Source organism: Micromonospora sp. NPDC049523 (assembly GCF_040676775.1).
Classification (GTDB): Bacteria; Actinomycetota; Actinomycetes; order Mycobacteriales; family Micromonosporaceae; genus Micromonospora_G.
The window spans coordinates 513,403-534,831 of sequence record NZ_JBFAPP010000001.1 but is presented as its reverse complement, the minus strand read 5'-3'; the positions used below and the strand labels follow the sequence as shown (position 1 = coordinate 534,831).

At 70.0% G+C, this 21,429-nt stretch carries 18 protein-coding genes; 7 read left to right on the top strand and 11 right to left on the bottom strand.

Annotated elements, in window-relative coordinates:
• Nucleotides 1-3: 3 nt before the first annotated feature.
• From AB0J90_RS02400 to AB0J90_RS02385, 4 genes are all read right to left on the bottom strand, one after another.
• Complete coding sequence (locus AB0J90_RS02400) at nucleotides 4-1,236, bottom strand: glycosyltransferase (RefSeq protein ID WP_363591316.1); 1,233 nt, start codon at nucleotides 1,234-1,236, stop codon at nucleotides 4-6.
• Between the two features lie 30 nt (nucleotides 1,237-1,266).
• Entirely contained in the window at nucleotides 1,267-2,238 is a 972-nt protein-coding gene (locus AB0J90_RS02395; RefSeq protein ID WP_363591314.1) for an NADP-dependent oxidoreductase, read from the bottom strand.
• Nucleotides 2,239-2,346: 108 nt separating this feature from the next.
• On the bottom strand, nucleotides 2,347-3,948 hold the full coding sequence (locus tag AB0J90_RS02390; protein ID WP_363591312.1) for a GMC family oxidoreductase N-terminal domain-containing protein: 1,602 nt from the start codon (nucleotides 3,946-3,948) through the stop codon (nucleotides 2,347-2,349).
• On the bottom strand, nucleotides 3,945-5,321 hold the full coding sequence (locus AB0J90_RS02385; RefSeq protein ID WP_363591310.1) for an aspartate aminotransferase family protein: 1,377 nt from the start codon (nucleotides 5,319-5,321) through the stop codon (nucleotides 3,945-3,947). Before AB0J90_RS02385 ends, AB0J90_RS02390 begins: the two co-directional genes overlap by 4 nt.
• A 249-nt stretch (nucleotides 5,322-5,570) precedes the next feature.
• On the opposite strand from AB0J90_RS02385, the gene AB0J90_RS02380 reads away from it, so the two are divergent.
• Nucleotides 5,571-7,052, top strand: a complete 1,482-nt coding sequence (locus tag AB0J90_RS02380) for an FAD-dependent oxidoreductase (protein ID WP_363591308.1) — start codon at nucleotides 5,571-5,573, stop codon at nucleotides 7,050-7,052.
• 9 nt (nucleotides 7,053-7,061) lie between these two features.
• Here the strand turns inward: AB0J90_RS02380 and AB0J90_RS02375 are convergent, their stop codons facing one another.
• Both AB0J90_RS02375 and AB0J90_RS02370 read right to left on the bottom strand, forming a co-directional pair.
• On the bottom strand, nucleotides 7,062-7,571 hold the full coding sequence (locus tag AB0J90_RS02375) for an SRPBCC family protein (RefSeq protein WP_363591306.1): 510 nt from the start codon (nucleotides 7,569-7,571) through the stop codon (nucleotides 7,062-7,064).
• A gap of 68 nt (nucleotides 7,572-7,639) precedes the next feature.
• Nucleotides 7,640-8,515: a winged helix-turn-helix transcriptional regulator gene (locus tag AB0J90_RS02370; RefSeq protein WP_363591304.1), complete on the bottom strand. Its 876-nt coding sequence runs from the start codon at nucleotides 8,513-8,515 to the stop codon at nucleotides 7,640-7,642.
• Between the two features lie 52 nt (nucleotides 8,516-8,567).
• Here AB0J90_RS02370 and AB0J90_RS02365 point away from each other — a divergent pair, with 52 nt between their 5' ends.
• A complete protein-coding gene (locus tag AB0J90_RS02365; RefSeq protein WP_363591302.1) occupies nucleotides 8,568-9,848 on the top strand; it encodes an MFS transporter in 1,281 nt (426 codons plus the stop codon).
• Between the two features lie 128 nt (nucleotides 9,849-9,976).
• Complete coding sequence (locus tag AB0J90_RS02360; protein ID WP_363591300.1) at nucleotides 9,977-10,504, top strand: GNAT family protein; 528 nt, start codon at nucleotides 9,977-9,979, stop codon at nucleotides 10,502-10,504.
• Between the two features lie 51 nt (nucleotides 10,505-10,555).
• Here the strand turns inward: AB0J90_RS02360 and AB0J90_RS02355 are convergent, their stop codons facing one another.
• Genes AB0J90_RS02355 through AB0J90_RS02335 form a run of 5 tightly spaced genes read right to left on the bottom strand, consistent with a single transcriptional unit; the run spans nucleotide 10,556 to nucleotide 16,337 of the window.
• Nucleotides 10,556-11,398 (bottom strand): carbohydrate ABC transporter permease, encoded by an 843-nt coding sequence (locus tag AB0J90_RS02355; RefSeq protein WP_363591298.1) that lies wholly within the window; start codon nucleotides 11,396-11,398, stop codon nucleotides 10,556-10,558.
• On the bottom strand, nucleotides 11,388-12,350 hold the full coding sequence (locus tag AB0J90_RS02350) for a sugar ABC transporter permease (protein WP_363591296.1): 963 nt from the start codon (nucleotides 12,348-12,350) through the stop codon (nucleotides 11,388-11,390). Before AB0J90_RS02350 ends, AB0J90_RS02355 begins: the two co-directional genes overlap by 11 nt.
• A gap of 10 nt (nucleotides 12,351-12,360) precedes the next feature.
• Nucleotides 12,361-13,635 (bottom strand): sugar ABC transporter substrate-binding protein, encoded by a 1,275-nt coding sequence (locus AB0J90_RS02345; protein ID WP_363591294.1) that lies wholly within the window; start codon nucleotides 13,633-13,635, stop codon nucleotides 12,361-12,363.
• A gap of 12 nt (nucleotides 13,636-13,647) precedes the next feature.
• Complete coding sequence (locus tag AB0J90_RS02340) at nucleotides 13,648-15,273, bottom strand: FAD-dependent oxidoreductase (protein WP_363591397.1); 1,626 nt, start codon at nucleotides 15,271-15,273, stop codon at nucleotides 13,648-13,650.
• Between the two features lie 20 nt (nucleotides 15,274-15,293).
• The gene (locus tag AB0J90_RS02335; protein ID WP_363591292.1) at nucleotides 15,294-16,337 is read right to left on the bottom strand and encodes a LacI family DNA-binding transcriptional regulator; all 1,044 of its coding nucleotides are present in this window, start codon (nucleotides 16,335-16,337) and stop codon (nucleotides 15,294-15,296) included.
• Between the two features lie 273 nt (nucleotides 16,338-16,610).
• Here AB0J90_RS02335 and AB0J90_RS02330 point away from each other — a divergent pair, with 273 nt between their 5' ends.
• The 4 genes from AB0J90_RS02330 to AB0J90_RS02315 all read left to right on the top strand — a co-directional run bounded on the left by AB0J90_RS02330 (nucleotide 16,611) and on the right by AB0J90_RS02315 (nucleotide 21,395).
• On the top strand, nucleotides 16,611-17,645 hold the full coding sequence (locus AB0J90_RS02330; protein ID WP_363591290.1) for a hypothetical protein: 1,035 nt from the start codon (nucleotides 16,611-16,613) through the stop codon (nucleotides 17,643-17,645).
• 197 nt (nucleotides 17,646-17,842) lie between these two features.
• Complete coding sequence (locus AB0J90_RS02325; RefSeq protein ID WP_363591288.1) at nucleotides 17,843-19,213, top strand: Nramp family divalent metal transporter; 1,371 nt, start codon at nucleotides 17,843-17,845, stop codon at nucleotides 19,211-19,213.
• A 152-nt stretch (nucleotides 19,214-19,365) separates the two neighbouring features.
• The gene (locus AB0J90_RS02320; protein WP_363591286.1) at nucleotides 19,366-19,545 is read left to right on the top strand and encodes a hypothetical protein; all 180 of its coding nucleotides are present in this window, start codon (nucleotides 19,366-19,368) and stop codon (nucleotides 19,543-19,545) included.
• A gap of 80 nt (nucleotides 19,546-19,625) precedes the next feature.
• A complete protein-coding gene (locus AB0J90_RS02315; RefSeq protein ID WP_363591284.1) occupies nucleotides 19,626-21,395 on the top strand; it encodes a thiamine pyrophosphate-dependent enzyme in 1,770 nt (589 codons plus the stop codon).
• Nucleotides 21,396-21,429 lie beyond the last annotated feature (34 nt).

The window sequence follows — 21,429 nt, the reverse complement described above, 5'->3', positions numbered from 1 at the left end:
GCCTCACCAGTCGCCGGCGTCGATCACGCGGCGGCCGATCCGGTGGGCCTCCGCGAGCAGGTCGGTGTTCCATTCGGTGCGCAGGCCGGACAGGCGTGAGGTGATCACGACGGTGTCCACCGACTGGTCCGGCAGCGGCGTCAGTAGCCCGACCGCGTGGTAGCCGGTGTGCCGCCCGTCGGCCAACGCCGCGTCGAGCAGTTCGCGGTCGAAGTCCAGCAGCACGGCCGGTGCGACCGTGGCGGGAACCGCTGCCCCGCAGCCGAACACCGCCACCCGCTCGCCGGGCTCGCTGTTCCGCAGGGCGTACGCGATCTCGCCGGAGACGTCCAGGCCGTGTGCCTTGCGGGTCCACTCCAGCAACTCGCCCTGACAGTCCGACCAGTCCAGTACGCGGAACTTGGCGACCAGCCGTACGCCGATCTCGATCTCCGGCTCGCGGTGTTTGTCGAGGAACCGTTCCATGTTGCGCAGGAACGACGCCTCCAGGATGTCCCAGTTGCGCTCGTGCGGCGTCTCGATCACCCAGGCGTCGCGGTCGAAGTGGAACGTCACACCGTTGCGGTGCAGCCGGTACGCGAGTTCGAGGTCCTCGGCGCCCCAACCGACGAACGTGTCGTCGAAGCCGTCGACCGCCCAGAAGTCGTCTGCCCTGATCGAGCAGTTGATGGTCCAGGTCAGGCTCCACGGCTGGGCCCTGCGGCCCAGGTCGAAGTCGCAGCGCAGCATCGAGTCGTGCCGCAGGTCCCGGAACGCCGGCAGGTCGCCGAGTTCCGCGACCGTCTGCTCCGGCGTCAGCCGGTCGAGCACCTCCCCGATGCCCTCCATCGGCTCGTCCGGGTTGTAGCCGTAGCAGTAGCCGATGGCCATCCGGTGCCGCTGCGGGAACTCGTGCAACCGCAGGTGGTGCTCCAGGAACCGGGGGCTGGCCAGTGCACCGGTGTCCAGGAACACCAGCACCGGCGCGGTCGCCAACCGGGCACCGGCGTTGCGGGCGGTGCCGGCGCGGAAGCCCAGGTCCTCCTGGTAGGAGTAGGCCAGCCGGAGCCGGTCACGGAACTGGTCGACCACCGCCCTGGTGTCGTCGGTGGAACCGTCGTCGGCGACGACAACCTCGAACTCGTCCGGTGGGAGGCTCTGCCGGGTGAGCTGGAGCAGCGTGTTGTGCAGCAGCTCGCGCCGGTTGTACGTCGGGATGACAACCGAAACCTTCGGGTCCCTTCCGTACGCTGTCATGGTCTTTCCTTCCGGCCGCGGATCGGGTTGTCAGAATCGCAGCAGCACCTTGCCGAGGTAAGCCCCTTCGAGCTGGGCCTGCACCGCGGGAATGAGCTGGTCGAGGCCGCCCTCGACGATCGTCTCGGCGAGGACCACGTCACCGTTCGCGACCAGCGCGGAGAACTCGCGATCGAACCGGGGGAACAGGTCCAGGTGGTCGTCGGTGGTGAAGCCCTGCAGGGTCAGCCGTTTCTCGATGGCGAGCTGCATGTTCCTGATGCCGTACGCCTGCCCGGTGTGCTGCTGCTCGGTCCCACCGCAGAGCACGATCCGCCCGTGTGGGTTCATCGCACCGATGGCCGCCTCCAACTGCCAGCTACCCACGGTGTCGTAGTAGACGTCGATGCCGCCGAGGTCGGGCCACCCGTCGTGGTAGTCGAAGGCCTCGTCGAAGCCGAGGGTCTTGGTGACGAACTCGACCTTCTCCGGGGATCCGACACTGCCGATGACCCGGCCGGCGCCCCAGACCCGGGCGAACTGGCCGGCCATGCTGCCGACCGCCCCGGCCGCGCTGGACACCAGCACGGTGTCGCCGGGCCGCAGCTCGATCTGGTGCAGCCCGACGTACGCCACCACGGCCGAGCTGAGGTGGTTCGACACCGACGGGTACAGGTCGCGGTCGAGCACCTGGAACTGCTCGGCGTCGGCGACCGCGTACTCCCGCCAGGCGAGGCGGTGCAGCACGAGGTCGCCGGGGCGCAGGCCGGGTGCGGCCGATTCGACCACCTCACCGATGGCGTGCCCCCACGGTGGTCCACCGAGGTCGAACTCGGGTTCCTCACCCTCGATCGATCGCATCCGCAGCAGCAGGCCGGGGTCGATGGCCATGAACAGGTTGCGGACCACGGCCTCACCGGGGCCGGGCGCCCGTACCGGCACCTCGACCATGGCCAGCTCGCCGGGGACCGGCAGGGTGCCCGGCGGGCGGGTGATCAGGTGGAGTTCTCGGCTGGTGGTCATGCGCGTGTCCTACCCCCGTCTGGAATGGCTGTCCGGTTTCCCCGGCCGCCGTCAACGATCCCGGCCGGCGTCAACGATCCCGGCCGGCGTCAACGGTCCCGGCCGGTGTCAACGATCCCGGCCGGCGGCGGCCGAGAGCGCCTGTGCCGGCGCCGGGGCGGTGATGCCCCGGATCAGGTCCGCCGCCCGTTCGGCGATCGCGATGACCGGTGCGTTCGTGTTGCCGCGTACCACCGTTGGCATCACCGACGCGTCCACCACCCGCAGCCCCTGCACCCCGCGTACGCGCAGGTCGGCGTCGACCACGGTGCCCATCGCGCAGGTGCCGGACGGGTGGAACAGCGTCTGGGTGTTGCGCCGGACGAACTCGCGTACGTCGTCGTCGGATTCCGACTCCGGTGCCCGTACGGGCTGCTCGGTGTAGAGGCCCAGCGCACCCTGACGGGCGATCTCCAACCCGGCCCGTACCCCCGCGACCATCACCGCGAGGTCGCTGTCTTCGCTGTAGTAGTCGTGCCGGATGCGGGGCTTCGCGGTCGGGGCCGGCGAGGCGAGGGTGACGCTCCCGCGACTGCGCGGGGTGAGCAGGCACGGCCCGAACGAGATCCCGTGCGCGGTCGGCGGTGCCATGCCGGCGTCCGTGATCATCAGCGGGCAGGCATGGAACTGCACGTCGGGCGCGGCCAGCGTGGCATCCGTACGGATGAAGCCGCCGGCCTCCGGCACGTTGGAGCTCAACGGCCCGGTGCGGTGCTCGTTGTACTCCCGCAGGTGTTCCGGCTCCCCGGCGGTCAGCAGGCTCACCGGCTGCGAGTGGGTGTAGACGAGGTTGACCTGCGGATGGTCCTGCAGGTTCCGGCCGACCTCCGGTTGGTCGAGCACCACCGGGATGCCGAGCGCGACGAGTTCGGCCGCGTCGCCGATCCCGGAGAGCATCAGCAGTTGCGGCGAGTTGTACCCGCCCGCGCAGAGGATCACCTCGCGTTCCGCGGCGACCTCCACGGACTCGTCCAGCAGCGTACCCACCACACCGGTGGCCCGGTCACCGGTGAAGGTGATCCGCTGCACCTGCACGTTGGTCAGCACCGTCAGGTTGGGCCGCGCCAGTACGGGACGCAGGTACGCGGCCGCGCTGCTGCACCGTTCGCCGTTGCGCTGGGTGAGCTGGTATCGGCCGAAACCGTCCTGGCTTTCCCCGTTGAAGTCGGAGTTGGCCGGGAACCCAGCCTCCCCGGCGGCCTCGACGAACGCGCTCGTGATCGGGTTGTTGGAGCGGCCGTCGGCAACCGCGAGCGGGCCACCGACCCCGTGGTACGCCGAGGCGCCTCGCTCGTTGTCCTCGGACCGCAGGAAGTACGGCAGCAGGTCCGCGAACGACCAGCCCGGCTGCTGCCAACCGTCGTAGTCCAGCGGGTTGCCCCGCATGTAGACCATCCCGTTCATCGCGCTGCTGCCGCCGAGCACCCGACCCCGGGGCAGGTACAGCCGGCGGCCGTGCAGGGCCGGTTCGTCGTGCGTGTCGTAGTCCCAGTCGAGGTGCGTACGCAGTAGCTGGCCACCGTAGAGCGGGATCCGGATGGTGTCGGCGGTGTCCATCGGGCCGGCCTCGACCAGGCAGACGCGTACCCGCGGGTTTTCGCTCAGCCGCGCGGCCAGCACACATCCGGCCGAGCCGCCGCCGACGATGACGTAGTCGCTGCGCTGCCTCATGCCGTGATCCGACCGTCGGGCAGCAGCCGGGAGATCACCTCGGTGAGGGCGGCACCGGCGCGGCGGAGCTGGTCGCGCTCGATCACCAGCGGTGGGGAGAGCACGATCGTCGGCCCGTACGCGCGGCAGATGACGCCGTGCTTGTGCTGCAACTCGGTGGTCACCGGGTCGCCCATCAGCGGCTCGCGGGTGGCGTGGTCGGTGACCAGTTCGATGCCGGCCGTCGCACCCACCACCCGTACGTCGCCGACCTGCGGCAGGCCGGTCAGGGGTGCGAGATCCTCGCGGAGCCAGTCCTCGATCACCCGGGCCCGCTCGACCAGGCCGTCCTTCTCGATCACGTCGAGGTTGGCCAGCGCGATGGCGCACGCGGTCGGGTGGGCCGAGTACGTGTGGCCGTGGCCGAACACGACGTCGTCACCGGCGACCGTACCGCCGACCTCCGCGCTCATCAGCACCGCGCCGAGCGGGGCGTAACCGCTGGTCAGGCCCTTGGCGGTGACGATGATGTCGGGCGCCATGCCACGGTCGGGCGAGTCGAACCACGATCCGGTCCGGCCGAACGCGGTCACCACCTCGTCGGCGATGAGCAGGATGCCGTACCGGCTGAGCAGTTCGCGTACCCGGGGCCAGTAGTCGGCCGGCGGCTCCAGGATGCCGCCGCCGCCGATCACCGGCTCGCCGATCATCGCCGCCACCCGGTCCGGGCCGATCTCCCGGATGGTGTCGTCGAGTTCGCGCAGCAGGAAGTCGGTGGGATCCTCGGTGGTGCCGTACATCTCGGCGGCGCGGTACAGGTACGGCGGCGAGACCTTGGCGACGTGCGGCAGGTTCGGTCCGACGCCCTCCTGCATGCCGGGGAAGCCGGTCAGCGTGCCGCTGCCGTAGGTGGCGCCGTGGTATCCCAGGTTGCGTGAGATGAACCAGGTCCGTTCCGGCTGGCCGCGATGGTGGTGGAACAGCCGGGACACCTTCATCGCGGTCTCGACGCCCTCGGAGCCGCCGGAGGTGAAGAAGACCCGTTCCATGTTGTCCGGAGCCAGTTCGATCAGCCGGGTCGCGAGCCGGACCGCCTTGTCGTTGGAGAAACCGAAGAAGCCCGAGAAGTACGCCAGCCGGCCGAGTTGCTCGGCGCCGGCCGTCACGAGTTCTTCCCGTCCGTGGCCGACCTGGCAGGCCCAGTTGCCGGAGCCGCAGATGTCCAGGTACTCCCGCCCGTGCACGTCCCAGACGCTGGAGCCGTCGCCCCGGACGATGACCAGCCGGTCGGGGTTGGCGCCGGACTGCTGCGGGTGCACGAGGTGGCGCCGGTCGAGATCCTCGAGTGCGTGGGCCGACGCCTGTTGCGCCGCGCTCAGTTCCGTTGTGGTCACGTCGAGCCCCATCCCCTTGTCGTCGGCTGTCGGGTGCCGCCGGGCCGTGTGTGACCACCGTAGGACTGGCCGTGAGGCTCGGGCGTCTTCTGCCGTGCGGTCCGAAATGCCCACCCCGCACCGTCGGAGATGCAGCGCCGTACGGCCGGTCGGGATGCTGGGGGAGATCGATTCGGCGTGCGTCGTCCACTGGTGTCGGACGGCCGGAGCGCGCGGACCAATGCCCGGACAAAGCCTGGAGGTAGCACCATGACCGAAGAACGACCGGCCGACGTGGTCGTCGTCGGCAACGGTGTTGTCGGCCTTTCCATCGCGTACGAACTGGCCCGCCGGGCCGGGCACCTGCGCATCGTGGTCTGCGGGCCGCGGCACCGCTCGGGCGCGGCGTCGGCGGCCGCCGGAGCCATGCTCAACACGTTCGGCGAGATCACCAAGTACACGCTGCTGTCGGCGGCGGGCGAGGCGAAGTTCCAACTCTGCCGCGACGCCCTGGACCGGTGGCCGGCCTGGATCGACGAGCTGAAGCTGGCCTCCGGCGACGTGGACATGGACCGCTCGCTCAGCCACGGCACCACGGTCGTCTACAACGCCGTCTCCGGCACCCTCGACGACCAGAACTTCGCCGCGCTCCAGGCGGCGCTGACCAAGTACGACGAGCCGTACGAGGAGATCGATCCGCGGGACGTGCCGTCGATGCGCCCGGTGCCACGGGCACGGCCGCTGCGGGCCCTACACATCCCCAGGGAGGGGGCGATCGACGCGCGCAGCGTGCTCTCCGCGCTGGAGTCGGCGACCGCGGCGCTCGGCGTACGCGCCGAGGACCGGGAGGTCACGAAGGTCCTGACCGAGGGTGGTCGGACCACCGGCGTACGGCTGGCCGACGGCGGAACCATCGCGGCCGGTACGGTCCTGGTGGCGGCCGGTTCGTTCAGCGGCAAGCTGCTCGACGTACTGCCGCTCGGTGCGGTTCCGCTGATGCTGGCCGGCAAGGGCATCGCGGCCCTGACCCGGCGTACCACCGACGGCGGCTTCACCGGCGTGGTCCGTACGCCGACCCGCTCCGGCGCCTGCGGCCTGCACGTGCTTCCGCTCGGCGACGGACTGGAGTACGTCGGCGCGACGAACGCCCTCTACGACGAGCCGCAGACCCAGGCCGACCTCGGCCAGAGCTCGTTCCTGCTGCAGTGCGTGTACGAGCAACTGGACCTGCGCATCTACAAGTCGGACATCGAGCGGTGGCTGGTCGGCAACCGACCCGCCACGGTCGACGGTTACCCGCTCATCGGCCGTACGTCGATCGAGGGGCTGCTGTTCGCGACCGGCACCTACCGCGACGGGTTCCACTGCTCACCGATGATCGCCCGGCTGGTCGCCGACGACCTGCTGGGGGAGGGGAGCCTCGCGGAGAGCCTGCCGCTGTTCAAGCCGGAGCGGGCGCCGATCCAGACGCTCTCGCCGGACGACGCGGCGGAGGAGTTCGCCTTGCAGGCGGTCTCGGGCGGTTTCGAGGACAACATGAGCCTGCCGCCCGGGTACGGCGACACGTCCATCCTCGACAACCACTACCGGCAGTTCGCCCGCCGGTACTACGAGCACCTCGACACCCCGGTCGGTCTCGGCATGGACGTACTGCTGACGGTCGTCTTCGACCCCGACCCGGCGCAGAACCGGATCACCCGTTACCTCAACGCGGCGCGGCGCTACCACGGGACGGCCGTGCCGGTCGGCTGACCCGCCGGCTCAGCTCCGGGCGGCGTGGGCGGTGAGTCCGTCGAAGTAGGGCTTCATCGCCGGGTAGTAGTCGTCGAAGACCGGGGTGGGCGATCCGTCGCGCGCGGCTGCGAGCATGTCCAGGTAGTACTCCCAGCCGGGGCCGACCTCGCCCACCCCTTCCACGCTCGTCAGGTGGTGTACGAGCTGGAGTTCGGTGCTGCCGTCGGCCTCGTCCAGCAGCAACTCCAGGCGCCACGAGCCGGCCTCGTCCACGGTCGACAGGGCCAGCCGGCGCGGCGGTTCGCACGCCTCGATCATCATCTCGGACCAGGGAGTGTCCTCCTCGTACGCCAGCTGCACCCGGATCGTGCGGCCCGGCGCCGGGTCGCCCTGCCACGGGCCGAACCACCCGGCCGTGCGCTCGGACTCGGTGAGACTGGCCCAGACGTCCTCGATCGGCGCGTGGAACGTCCGGCTGAGCACGAGATCGATGCCGGTGGCGGTGGGCGACAGGTGACCGTTGGGTGGGCGGGTCATGCCGGGGATTCCTCTCGTCGGTCCGCCGCGACGCGTGCGCGGCGGGTGCGGTGGACCCTCGTACCCTGTCACCGACCGCGGACGAGGGCGAGCATTTCGTCGACGGAGCCGGCCGGGTCGGTGATCGGGAACTGCGTCGCGCGGATGATCGAGTCGGGGTCGGCCAGCAGGGTGATGCGTTTGAAGCGGTCGACGCCGGCCGCCCGGAACGTCGGCAGCAGCAGCCCGGCCGCGAGCTTGCTGTCCTGGTCCGACAGGAGCGGGTACGGCAGCCGGGCATGCGCGACGAAGGCGGCCAACTCGTCCGGTCGCTGGGTGCTGATGCCCCGGACGGTGGCGCCGGCCGCCTCGAAGTCGCCGAAACGGGACGCGTAGGTGAGGGATTCCAGGGTGCAGCCGGCCGCACCGGGGATGTCGGCCCAACCGGGCGGGTAGCCCTGGGTGCCGGGAGCGAAGGCGCCGGGAAAGAAGTAGAGCACGCTCCAGTCGCCGCCCGGTTCCTGGAGGACGACCGGCTCCCCGTCGTGCCGCGCCAGCACGACGTCCGGCAGCTTCCGACCAACCAATTCGTGTACGCGGTGACTTTCGGCGGAACCGTCCGCGCTGGTCGCGGTCACCGTCCCGTCACCCATCACGTGTCTGGTGCCCCAGTCCTGCAAAGCGATCAGCGCCGGCAGCAGGCCCTCGCCCTTGGTGGTGAGCAGGTAGTCGTAGCGGGGCGGGTGGGCGGAGTAGGCCCGCTTCTCCAGCACCCCGTGCGCGACGAGGCTGGCCAGGCGCTCGGCCAGGGCGCGGCGGCTGACTCCCAACTCCCGCTGGAGGGCGTCGAAGCGGGTCGTGCCACCGGCGATGTCGCGTACGACGAGGAACGTCCACCAGTCGCCGATCACGCCGAGCGCCTGCGCGATGCCGCAGTCGGCGTCGGCCAGATCCGCGCGCTTCATGCCCTCGACTATAGTGCGTTTCATTCTGGAACTCACTCGGGGAGGGTGCGGGATGACGGTCGAGAGTGCCGGTGGCGGGGGTGTCTTCTGGCGGTGGTGGACGGCCGGGACCACCAGCGGGCTCGGTTCGGCGGTCGGCGCGGTGGCGTTGCCGCTGACGGCGTTGACGGTGCTCGACGCCTCCGCGTTCGAGATGGGTCTGATCGTCGCCGCGAGTTACGTCGCCTGGATCGTGATCGGGCTTCCCGCCGGGGTGATGGTGCAGCGACTGCCGATGCGCGGGACCCAGATCGCCGCCGACCTCGCCCGTGCGGTGGCGGTCGTCTCGATCCCGGTGGCCTGGTGGACGGACCGGCTGACGGTCACCCAACTGGTGGTGGTGGCCCTGGTGACCAGCTTCGCGAACGTCGTCTTCGACGTCGCCAACTCCACCTTCCTGCCGTCGATCGTGAGCCGGGAGCAGTTGCAGTCCCGCAACAGCCTGACCTCCGGCACCCACGCCAGCACGCAGCTCGGCGGACCGTCGGTCGGTGGTCTGATCGTCCAGGTGCTCGGCGCGGTGCCGACCCTCCTCGTCGATGCCGTGAGTTACCTGGTCTCGGCCCTGCTGCTGCGTACCCTGCCGGAACGACGGGTCGAGGCACCCGACCGTTGGCCGCCGGTGCGCGCGATGATCCGGGAGGGCTGGCGGTTCGTGGTGCACCACCCGGTGATGGGCCCGTGCATGTGGGTCGCCACCGCGGCGAACACCGTCTGCGGGGCGCAGCACGCGCTCTACGCGCTCTACCTCGTACGCGAGCTGCACGCCGAGCCCGGGCTGGTTGGCCTGCTGTTGGCGGCGGACGGCGTGGGCACGCTGATCGGCGCGGCTGCGACCAACCGGATAACGGCCCGGCTCGGGACCGCGCGTGCCCTGATCGTGGTCGGATTCGTCTCGGTCGCCGGAGCGGTCGTCGTCCCACTCGGCACCGGCTGGCTGGCCTTCGTGGCCTTCGCCGTCGGTAACGTGGTCTTCTCCGTCGGTGTGGTGGTGCTCAGCGTGGTGACCCGGACCTACCGACAGATCGCCAGCCCGCCGGAACTGCTGTCCCGGGTGATGGCCACGGTCCGTTTCGTCTCCTGGGGTGCGATCCCGATCGGTGGTCTGGTCGCCGGACTCGTCGCCGGGGTGGTCGGTGGGCGTACCACCCTGATGATCTTCGTGCTCGCGGCCGGGTGCATGCCACTGATCCTGCTGGCCTCACCAATCCGGCACCTGCGCGACCTCACCGATTTCGAGCCGGGCGACCTGCCCACGCGCCCGCTACCGGACGACGCCGTCGCGGCTCGTTGACACCGGCCCGGCCTCACGGTCGGGAGAAACCGGCCGCGACTCGGCACAGCCGTAAATCGCGTTGACGGCGAGTTGGAGCCGGTGCTACCACTGGCGGATCTGGGCGGTTGTGAGTATCGGGGGCGAGCGTGTTCGTACTGGGGGACCTGGTGAAGCTGCGGGCGATGGAGCCGTCGGACGGCGAGGCGCTGTGGCGGTGGAACCACGATCCGGAGGTCATGCGCTGGATGGACGACGGGTACGCCCAGACGCTGGCCCGGGTCACCACGTGGATGCAGGAACGCCCGCGCAACGAGTACGGCGACGTGCTGTTCGGGATCGAGGTCATCGCGGACGCCAAGCTCGTCGGCCTGGTCCGGCTGCACGGTGCCGAGCCGGAGACCGGCTGCGCGGACCTGGACATCTACCTCGGCGAGAAGGACTACTGGGGCAGGGGCTACGCCACCGACGCGATGCGTACGGTCTGTCGGTTCGGCTTCGACAATATGCGCCTGCACAAGATCACGTTGACCGTGGTGGCCGAGAACCACGCCGCCCACCACGTCTACCGCAAGGTGGGCTTCGTCGACGAGGGCAGGCTGCGCCAGACGTTCCGCCGGGACGGCACGTGGTACGACAAGTTCACCATGGGCCTGCTCGAAGGCGAGCTTCGCTGACGGTGCGTTGGCGCGACGGTAGAGACCGCCGCGCCAACGCACCGCCGGGTGTCAGCCCTTGAGCCCGGTGTGGGCCAACCCCTCGATGAACTGCCGCTGGGCGAGCACGAAGACCACCAGCACCGGTAGCGCGGTCATCGACGCCGCCGAGAGCTGTACGTCCCACATCGGGCCGCCGTACGCGTCGACGAACTGGGTCAGTGCCTGGGGCAGGGTGAACTTCTCCGGACTCGACAGGAAGACGATCGGCTCCAGGTAGAGGTTCCAGCTGTGCAGGAAGGTGAAGATCGCCACCGCGCCGAGCGCCGGCCGGGCCAGCGGCAGCGCGATCCGCCAGAAGGTGGCCAGCCGGCCGAGCCCGTCGACCCGGGCTGCCTCCTCCAACTCGGCCGGCAGGGTGATGAAGAACTGCCGCATGATGAAGGTCGCCAGCACGCTCGGCGCCCCGAGCATCGGCACCAGGATCAGCGGCCAGTGGGTGTCGACCAGGCCGACCGAGTTGAACAGCTGGAACAGCGGCACGATCGTCACCTCGCTGGGGATGAGCAGGCCGACCAGCACCACCAGGAACAGGAACTGCTGTCCACGGAAGCGGATCCGGGCGAACGCGTACCCGGCCAGGGCCGACACCGCGAGCGTGCCGACGGTGACCACCGCGGCGATGTACGCGCTGTTGAAGTACTGCCGGGCGAACGGCTGCAACTCGAACACCCGGCGGTACGCCGAGAAGCTCAGGTCGTCGGGGAACAGCGACGGCGGGAAGGCGAAGATGTCGGCGACCGGTTTGAACGACGAGGTGATCATCCACCAGGTCGGGAAGACGAACGGTACGGCCAGCAGGCAGATGACGCCGTAGAGCGCCACCCGGGCCCGCAGCGGCAGCCTACTGTTCATGGAAGACCCACCTTCTGCGCATCCGCCACTGCACGACGGTCAGCGTCAACACGATTGCGAACAGCAGCACGGACAGCGTGGAGCCGTACCCGAACTGGTGGAACTGGAACGCCTGCTGGTAGAGGTAGTAGACGAGCACCGTGGTCGAGGTGCCCGGCCCGCCCTGGGTCAGCACGGCGATCTGGGCGAAGACCTGCAACGCGCCGGCCACCGTGATGATCGAGGTCAGCAGGATGGTCGGGCTGATCAGCGGCACGGTGATCCGGCGGAACTGGGTCCACCGGCTCGCGCCCTCGACCCGGGCCGCCTCGTACAACTCGGCCGGGACGCCCTGCAACGCGGCCAGGAAGAGCACCATGTTCAGGCCGACGTTCTTGACCACCTGCACCACGATCACCGACAGCATGGCGGTCCACTCGCCGCGCAGCCAGTTGGGCCCGTCCGCGCCGACCATCCCGGCGACGCCGTTGACGCCGCCGTTGTCCTGCAACAGGAAACCCCACACGATGGTCCAGGCGACGAGCGAGACCACCACCGGGGAGAAGAACAGCGTACGGAAGACGACCGTGCCGCGCAGTTTCTGGTTGAGCAGGACGGCGAGCAGCAGGGCCAGGCCGAGGTTGAGCACGACCAGGCCGACGGAGAAGTACGCGGTGGAGCGCAACACCGAGGGCAGGTTCGGATCGTCGACGAGCTTGCGGTAGTTGTCCGTACCGACGAAGTCGAAGGTGTCGGCGAGCACGTTCCACTCGTGCAGGCTGTACCAGACCACCAGGCCCAGTGGCAGCAGCACGAACAGTGCCGTACCGACAAGTTGTGGGGTGACGAAGAGCAGGCCGGCGAGCTGGTCCCGCCGGCGCGACGTCCACCACGCGCGCCGCTGCGGCGGGTTCTCGCCCGGGGCGGGCCGGGTGTCGACCCGGCCCGCCGCGTCGTCCGTCAGGACCGGCATCGGTGATCCCCTACTTGCCCAGGAGCGGGTTGATCGCCGAGCAGACCCCGTCGAGTACGCCCTTGACGTCGGCGTCGGCCTTCCACAGCGGATCGAGCGCCGCCCGTACGGCCTGGCTCAGCTCGGCCTGCCCGCTGTGGCTCGGCTTGACCACCCCGTTGGCGATCCCGTCGATCACCACCTGCTGCAACTGCTCCGGCTTGAGCAGCGGGTTGGTCTTGGCCAGCGTCTCGGCGGTGAGCAGCGGCGTACGCGGCGGCGGGAAGAACTGCGCCAGCTTCGCCGAGTTCGTGGGGTTGGTCAGGTACGCCAGGAAGTCGGCCGCCGCGTCGGCGTGCTTGCCCTTCTTCAGCACCCCCATGCCGCCCTGCCCGATCACCGAGTAGTCGCCCTTCGGGCCGGCCGGCAGCGGCACCAGGTCCCAGCCGAACGTCTGCTTCTCCAGCAGCGACGCCCGGGAGATCTGGGTGATGGTCATGCCGGCCTCACCGGCGAAGAAGTCGGCGGCGGTGCCGGGGCCGGGCAGCGCCTTGGCGGTGAAGATGGCGTCGTGCAGGAACGTCATCGCCTCGACCATCTCGGGGGCGTCGAAACCGCAGGTCTTGCCGTCCGCGCTCCACGCCTGGGCACCCCAACCGGTCCACACCGTGGAGAGGTTGTCCCAGCCCTTGTAGTCGAAGTCGCGTACGACCAGACCGGCCTTGCCGGTCTTGGACGCCACGGTGGACGCGGTGGCGATGGCGTTGTCCCAGTTCCAGGTGCCGGCGGCGATCAGCTCGGCCGGGCTCTTCGCACCCGCGGCCTTGACCAGGTCGGTGTTGACGAAGATGCCGAACGGTGAGGTGGAGAACGGGTAGCCGTAGAGCTTGCCGTCGCGCTGCCAGAGCTTCGTCGCGGCCGGGGTCAGCTCGTCGAAGTTGTAGCCGTCGGTGCCCTTGAGGGTGCTGTCCAGCGGCACCAGCGCACCGGAGGAGACGAAGTCGGGAGCCGCGTTCTCCAGCACCCAGGCCAGGTCGGGCGGGTTACCGCCGGCGATCTGGGTGGTCAGGGTGGTGGTGTAGCTCTCGAACAGGATCGGGTCGAAGGTGATCGCGGTGACGTCCGGGTGGGTGGCGCGGTATTCGGCGGCGATCTCGTCGAACAGCTTCAGGTGGGCCTCGTTCGCCGACCAGGTGGTCATCCGCAGCGAGACCGGGCCGTCGGAGCCGCCGCTGTCGCCGCCTCCGCAGGCGCTCAGGCCGAGCAGCGCGGTGAGCGCGACGACGGCCGTCAACCGGGTTTTCATCAAGGTCCTCCCTCAGTAGCCGGCGACGTCGGGCCAGCGCAGCTCGACACCGTCCTCGGCGAGGCGGTTCTGGAAGTCGGCCAGCAGGCCGGGGGTGTAGCGCACCGCGCGGGGGGTGACCCGCCGGGCCAGGCAGAAGTCCGCGAGCAGGCCGGCGACCTCGCCGACGTTCCACTCCACGGGGTGCAGTCGGTACGAACCGTTGGTGATGTGGGTGGTGCCGATGTTCTTCCCGGCGGGCAGCAGGTTCTCCACCCGCCGGGGGATGAGGGCGCCGAGCGGGATCTCGAACGGGCACGAGGCCACGTCGACGTAGTTGTCCCCGCCGGTCGACGGGTGCAGGTCGATGCGGTACATGCCGACGCCGACCGAGTCCGCGTAACTGGCCGCGCCCTTGTCACCGCGTACGTCCAGGGAAAGGTCCTGTTCGACGACGGTGTACTCGGCCCGGATCCGCCGGGCCTCCCGGATGTACGGGGCCTGGGCGAGCCCGCCGTGCGACACGTCGCCGCCGTTGCTGATGCCGCCGTTGCCGGTGACGTCGCCGCGCAGCCGCAGCCCGGGGAAGCCGGTCCCGCCGTCCGCGCGGGGCGCCTCGGTCTGCAGCCAGTAGAGCACCGACAGGGAGAGTTCCCGAGCCGCCGCGATGTGCCGCTGCGGGTCCGGTACGTCGATCACCGGACTCTCGAAGTAGTCGATCATCGGCCAGTTGACCAGGCAGATGTCGCTGTCGTACGCGCCCGGCTGGAACGAGCGCCGGGCGGCGATCCGGCGGAACGTCCAGAGGTTGCCGTCACCGGCGTTGACCCGCTGGTCGGCCTGGACCAGCCACGGGTCGTCGTCCGGGTTGGGGGTGAAGCTCCGCTCGGAGATCTCCAGCGTGCGCGGGTTGGGGGAGCGGAACGACAGCATCCTGTCCCCCCAGAACGGCGGCTGGTACGCGCGCCAGAAGTCGTACCGGGCCGGCCGGTCGATGGTGTGGTCGCCGTCGACGTGGTCGATCGCGAAGCAGACCGAGACGGCCTGCATGTTGGTCGGCTGTGCCTCGTCCGGTGCGCTCGGCTCACCGGTCTCGGCCCGCGACTCGAAGCCGGTGACGTACTCGGTGCCGGTCAGTGGCAGCAACTCGCCGGTCTCGGTGGCGTCCAGCACGTACGGGGCGCTCACGTGCACCCGCTCGTCGCTGTCCCGGTGTGCCAGGGTCACCCCGGTCACCCGGTCGCCGTCGGTGTCGGCACCCACCGGCCGGTACGGCTGGAGCAGCCGCAACCGCCCCGCACCCAGGTACGGCGCGAGCATCGCCTCGATCACCGCGACCGCGACCCGGGGCTCGTGGCAGAGCCGGCTGACGTGCCCGGCGCCCGGGTTGAGCGCGACCGTACGCCGGGCCCGTTCGGTGAGCGGGTAGTAGCGGCGGTAGTAGTCCCGGATGCCGTCGCGCAGTGACCGGTAGCTCGCCGTCACGCCGAACTGCTCGACCCAGGAGTGCTCGTCCGGTGGCACGGCCTGGCTGGTGAGCTGGCCACCGAGCCAGTCGTACTCCTCGGTCAGCACCACGGATCGGCCGGCCCGCAGCGCGGCGAGTGCGGCGGCGACACCGCCGAGCCCACCGCCGACGATCAGTACCTCGGCCCGCATGTCTGACAAGATCTGTCCTTTCATCTCGGTGCCGCCGGGGACGCCAGGGTGGCGCCGTCGACCGGCTGGCAGGGCACCAGCAGTTGCGGCACGTCTTCCGGGCCGCCCTCGATCAGCCCGGTCAGCACCTCGACGGCCTGCCAGCCCATCTCGCGGCGGGGGATCCGGAAACCGGTGAAGTCGAGGTCGGTGGTGGCCGCCGGTCGGGTCGGGTCGCCGAGCGCCAGGATCGACAGGTCGCGCGGCACGTCCAGGCCGCGTTCGCGGGCCAGCTGGGCGATCGCCACGCCGTCGGCGTACTCCTCCACGACGGCGGCGGTGACGCCGGTGGCGAGCAGGGTGTCGAGCAGTTCGGCGGGGGAGCGGTCCGCGGTCGGCTCGTGTCGCGGGGGCAGGCCGGCGGCGTCGAGCGCGGCCCGGAAACCGGTCATCCGGTCCGCGTGCGATTCGGGGCCCGCGCCCTGCCCGAGGTAGGCCAGCGCGGTGTGGCCGGCGTCGAGGGCGCGACGTACGACCGCCGAGGTCGCCGCGGGATAGTCGGCACCGACGTACGGCACCGGACCTCCGGCGTCGTCGCGGCGGCCGACCGAGACGAAGGGTTGCCCCTCGGCGACCAGCCGGGCCAGTTCGTCCCGGTCGAGCGTGCGGCCGAGCAGGACGCAGCCGTCGGCGAGGCGCAGCCGGTTGTCGTCGTGGAAGATCCGCCGGTGGCCGTCGGCGACCGGGGCGCTGGTGAGCAGCAGCAGGTCGCAGCCGAGCCGCTCGGCGCACTCCTCGATGCCGACCAGGAACGGGTGGTAGAAGTCGCCGGTGCCGGCGGGGAAGACCGGTTCGTAGGTGAAGACGCCGAGGATGCGGTTGTGCCGGGCGGCGAGGCGCCGGGCGACCGGGTCGGCGACGTAACCGGTGGTGCGGATGGCGTGCAGCACCCGTTCGCGGGTTTCCGGCGCGATCCGTACGGTGCCGTCGTCGCGGCCGTTCAGCACCAGCGACACGGTGGCCTGGCTGACGCCGGTCATCCGGGCGATGTCCTGCTGGGTGACGCGCCTACGGGGTCCGGTCACTGTGCGTGTCCATTCGTTTCTGGGCTAATACGCATTAGCTACATCGAGGTGAAATCTTGCGGCCGACCAGCCGCTCACGTCAAGACCTCGCACAGGATTCGTTCGAGACAAAGTCGCGGTGATAATTCGTATTACCACCTTGACGGCCGCACCGGCCCGGCGCAGACTCATCGACCACACCCCACTGTCCTCGGCGGACGGCCTGCTCACCCAAGGTGACGTCAAACGGCCACCGCACGATCGACGAGCGTCCCCTCACGATCGGAGACACCCATGGTTCACCCGTACCCGAATCCGGCGCCGCAGCGGCCCGACGGCGGCCTCAGCCGGCGCGGACTGTTGCGCGGCGCGGCGCTGCTCGGCACCGCGACCGCGACCAGCGCCGGACTCGGCGGCCTGGTCGCGGCCGGTCCGGCGCTCGCCGGCCCGGCCGGCTTCCCGAGCTACCGGTACGTCCGCGACGCGTTCGACCGCCCGCTGGCCTACAACCCGACCGGAGAGACGATCTTCCCCTGCGTACGCGGGGTCTACGACAAGATCTCCGGCGCCCGCGGCCGTTACTACCTCTACTACGCCCCGCACGACGCGCCCGGCGGGATCTGCCTCGCCTACGCCGACCGGCTCGAAGGCCCCTACACCGAGCACCCCGGCAACCCGATCGTCGACCGGGTGCTGCCCACCACCACGGTCAGCCACGTCTCCTCACCACACGTCGTCTGGAACGCCTCCAGCAGGGAGTTCTTCCTCTACTTCCACGGCGAGAACACCACCACCCGGGTCGCCCGGTCCACCGACGGGATCACCTTCACCAACGAGACGCCGATCCTGAGCACCAACCTCGTCCCGAACACCACCGAGACCTCGTACGCCCGGGTGTTCGAACACCGGATCGCCGGCCGCGACAACAAGTACGTGATGCTCTTCATGGGCGTGCACACCGTACGGCCGGGCACCCGGAAGATCTTCTGGGGCTGGTCGCCGAACGGGTGGGACCAGTGGCAGTTCGCCCCGAACCCGTTGGTCTCGCCGGCCGGCGACGGGCTGGCCGACATCGCCGCACCGCACCTGCTCACCCGCAACGGCACCGCGTACGTGGTCTACCACGGGGGCGACGGGCGGATGCACCTGACCGAGGTTGGTCTGAACTTCGATCGCGAGGTGCATCTGGGGGTGTTCCACACGCCGATCGCCTCCGACAACGGGCGGGTGGCGTCGCCCAGTTTCGGGACCGATGGTGGGGTGTCCTACATGGTGTACGAGGCTGGGCCTCGGTTGGATGCTCGGATCTGCGTGGCTCGGGCTGTGTGAGAGGGGTCGGGCCGACCGTGCCCGGGGAGCGCCGTCGAGCTTGATCCGCTCGCCGGGCACGGTCGGCCCGACCGCGTCCACAGTGGGGGTTTTGCTGGGTTCTGCTCTGGGTATGGGTGGGGTCCCGTTCCTGGAGGTCGACGATGACCCGGACTGCTGCTGATCGGTTTCCTACCCGGCATCTGCCGGGGGTGAGTGTGCGGGATCTGCCAGAGCCGCCGGGGTCGGCGTGGCCGGTGATCGGGCCGGGGGTGATCGCGGCCGGGGTGGGGCTGGCGTCGGGCGAGTTCATCCTGTTCCCGTACATCGCGTCGCAGGTGGGGCTGGTTTTCCTGTGGGCAGCCGGGGTCGGGATCGTGACCCAGTGGTTCCTCAACATGGAGATCGAGCGATACACGCTTGCCACCGGTGAGACGGCGCTGACCGGGTTTTCCCGGTTCTGGCGTCACTGGGGACTGGTGTTCGCGGTGATGGTGTACTTCGCGAACCTCTGGCCGGGCTGGGCGTCGAGTTCGGCGACCATGGTGACGTACCTGTTCGGTGGGGACGCCACCTGGATCGCGGTCGGCATGCTGGTGATCATCGGGCTGACGCTCACGCTGGCGCCGGTCATCTACACGGCGCTGGAGCGGGTGGAGTTCGTCAAGGTCGGCCTGGTCGTGGTCTTCCTGGTGGTGGCGGTGGTGTTCGCGGTCGGCGCGGACGCGTGGCGGGAACTGCCGCGTACGGTCACCGCGCCGGAGTTCCCGACCGAGCTGGGCTTCGCGCTGATCCTCTCCGCGCTGGTCTTCGCCGGCGCGGGAGGCGGGCAGAACCTGGTTCAGTCGAACTGGATCAGGGACAAGGGCTTCGGCATGGGCCGGTACGTTCCCCGGCTGGTCAGCCCGGTCACCGGTCGGCCGGAGGCGGCACCGGACACGGCCGGGTTCGTGTTCGAGCCGACCGAGGAGAACCTGGGCCGGTGGCGGCGCTGGTGGCGGTTGGCGAACCGGGAGCAGCTCGTCACGTTCGTGCTGATCTCGTTCGTCACCATCGTGCTGATGTCCATGCTCGCGTTCTCGACCGTGCACGGCGTACCGGGGCTCGCCAACAGCGTCTCGTTCCTCCAGGTGGAGGGCGACCGGCTCGGTGAGCTGGTCGGGCCCTGGTTCGGCACCCTGTTCTGGGTGATCGGCGCGATCTCCCTGTTCGCGGCGGCGATGGGCATCGTCGACTACACCAGCCGGCTCGCCGCGGACGTGATCAAGACGTCGTACCTGCCTAGTCGGTCCGAGAGCACGATCTACTTCGTACTGGTCTGGGGACTGGTCGGGCTGGGATGCGCGATCCTGCTCGCCGGCTTCGACCAGCCGCTGGTGCTGCTGGTCATCTCCGCCTGCGTCGGCGGGCTGATGATGTTCATCTACTCGATCCTGCTGTTGGTGCTCAACCGGCGGGTGCTGCCGCCGCAGATCCGGCCTCGGACCTACCGGGTGATCGCGCTGGTCTGGGCGGTGCTGCTGTTCGGGGTCTTCTCCGCGCTGACCATCTGGCAGCAGGGCGACCGGCTGCTCGACTGGCTGCGCTGATCCGCCGACCGGGTGGGCGCGACCCGCTGGCGGCACCGACCGGGTGGGATCGATGACAAGCTGTATGTCCAATATTTCACCAATGGTCGGTTATCGTCGGCTTGGGCGAGCGGCTTCCACACGCGGATCCGAGCCGGGAGGAGTACGGGCAGATGACGCACGGGCGCATCGGCGACGCGGCCATCGGTGCGGTCGGTGACGCCGCCGGAGCCGTCATGGATCCGGTGCAGGGTGCTCATCGGCTCAAGGCCGCTGTGAGCGTCCCGGCGCTGGTCGCGGCCGTGGCGGCCCTCGCTGTGGGCTACCTGATCGGTCGCCGGTCCCGGCGCTGACCCGGCACCGACCGCAGCCGGCTGTGACGCCCGCCGGGTGACCGCCACCGCGGCTCCGGGACACAGACGGGGGAGCACTGATGCAGGAAATCGTCGGAGAGGCCCTGGCCAAACGCTTGGTCGACTGGGGGGTCGACACCGTGTTCGGGCTGCCGGGTGACGGCATCAACGGCCTGATGGAGGGCTTCCGCCGACAACGGGAGCGGCTGCGGTTCGTGCTGGTGCAGCACGAGGAGGCGGCCGCGTTCATGGCCACCGGGTACGCCAAGGCGACCGGCCGGTTGGGGGTGTGCGCCGCGACGTCCGGCCCCGGCGCGATCCACCTGCTCAACGGCCTGTACGACGCGAAGATGGACCACATGCCGGTGCTGGCCATCACCGGCATGCAGGAAACCTCGGTGCTCGGTACGCAGTACCAGCAGGAGGTGCAGACGACCCAGCTCTACCAGGACGTCGCCGGTGCCTACAACCTGATGGTGACCAACCCGCAGCAGGTGCCGGGCGTGGTGGACATCGCCATCCGACACGCCCTGGCCAAGCGGACCGTGGTGCACCTGAGCTTCCCGAACGACATCCAGGTGGCGGAGACCACCAGTGACCCGTACCGGCATGTCAGTCCGGGGGCGCCGCCGAAGAGCAGCCCGGTGCTCTCCCGCCCACCGGTGCCCGCGGCGCACGAGGAACTCGAACGGGCGGTCCAGGTGCTGGACGCGGGGAAGAAGGTGGCGATGCTGGTCGGGGCCGGTGCCCGCGACGCCGGCCAGGAGGTGATCGCCGTCGCCGACGCCCTCGGCGCCCCGATCGTGAAGACACTGCCGGGCAAGCAGGTAGTGCCCGACGAACACCCGCTCACCACCGGAGGCCTCGGCCTGCTCGGCACCAAGCCGAGCGAGGAACTGATGGAGCAGTGCGACACGCTGCTGATGGTCGGCACCTCGTTCCCGTACGCCAGTTATCTGCCGTCGCCGGGGCAGGCCCGGGTGGTGCAGATCGACCACGACGCCAGCCAGATCGGCGTACGGCTGCCGGTGGAGGTGGCGATCAGCGCCGACGCCCGGCTCACGCTCAAGCAACTGTTGCCACTGCTGCGCCGCCGCGACGACCGGTCGTTCCTCGGCAAGTACCAGGGCATGCGCGACACCTGGCGGGAGGAGATGCGGGCGTTGCAGGACGGCACCCGCCACCCGATCGCACCGCAGTACCTGATCGGCTGCGTCGACGAACTCGCCGCCGACGACGCGATCCTCACCTGCGATTCGGGCACCATCGCCACCTGGGCCGCCCGGCACTGGACGATCCGTGGCGGGCGGGAGTTCTACCTCTCCGGCAACCTCGCCTCGATGGCACCGGGGCTGCCGTACGCGATCGGGATGCAGTTCGCCCACCCGGGGCGGCAGGTGATCGCGTACGTGGGTGACGGCGGGTTCGCGATGCTGATGGCCGAGTTCCTCACCGCGGCCCGCTACGAACTGCCGATCAAGGTCGTGGTCAACAACAACAACGCGTACGGGCAGATCCTCTGGGAGCAGATCATCCTCGGCTTCCCCGAGTACGCCGTACGCCACCAGCAGCCGGAGGCGGACTTCGCCGCCTGGGCGACGAGCTGCGGCGGCTACGGCTGCAAGGTCACCGAGCCGGGGCAGGTGTCGTCGGCGATCCGGGAGGCGTTGGCGTACCCGGGGCCGGCGCTGGTCGACTGCCGGGTCAACCCGGACGAGCCGCCGATGCCCGGCAAGGTCCGGTACGAGCAGGCAAAGGAGTTCACCGAGGCGTTCCTGCGGGGTGAGCCGCACAAGATGTCGACCCTGGCCACGGTCGCCCGCGACAAGTTCAACGAGCTGCGTTCGTGAGCCCGATTGCGTTCGTGAGCCCGGTTGCGTTCGT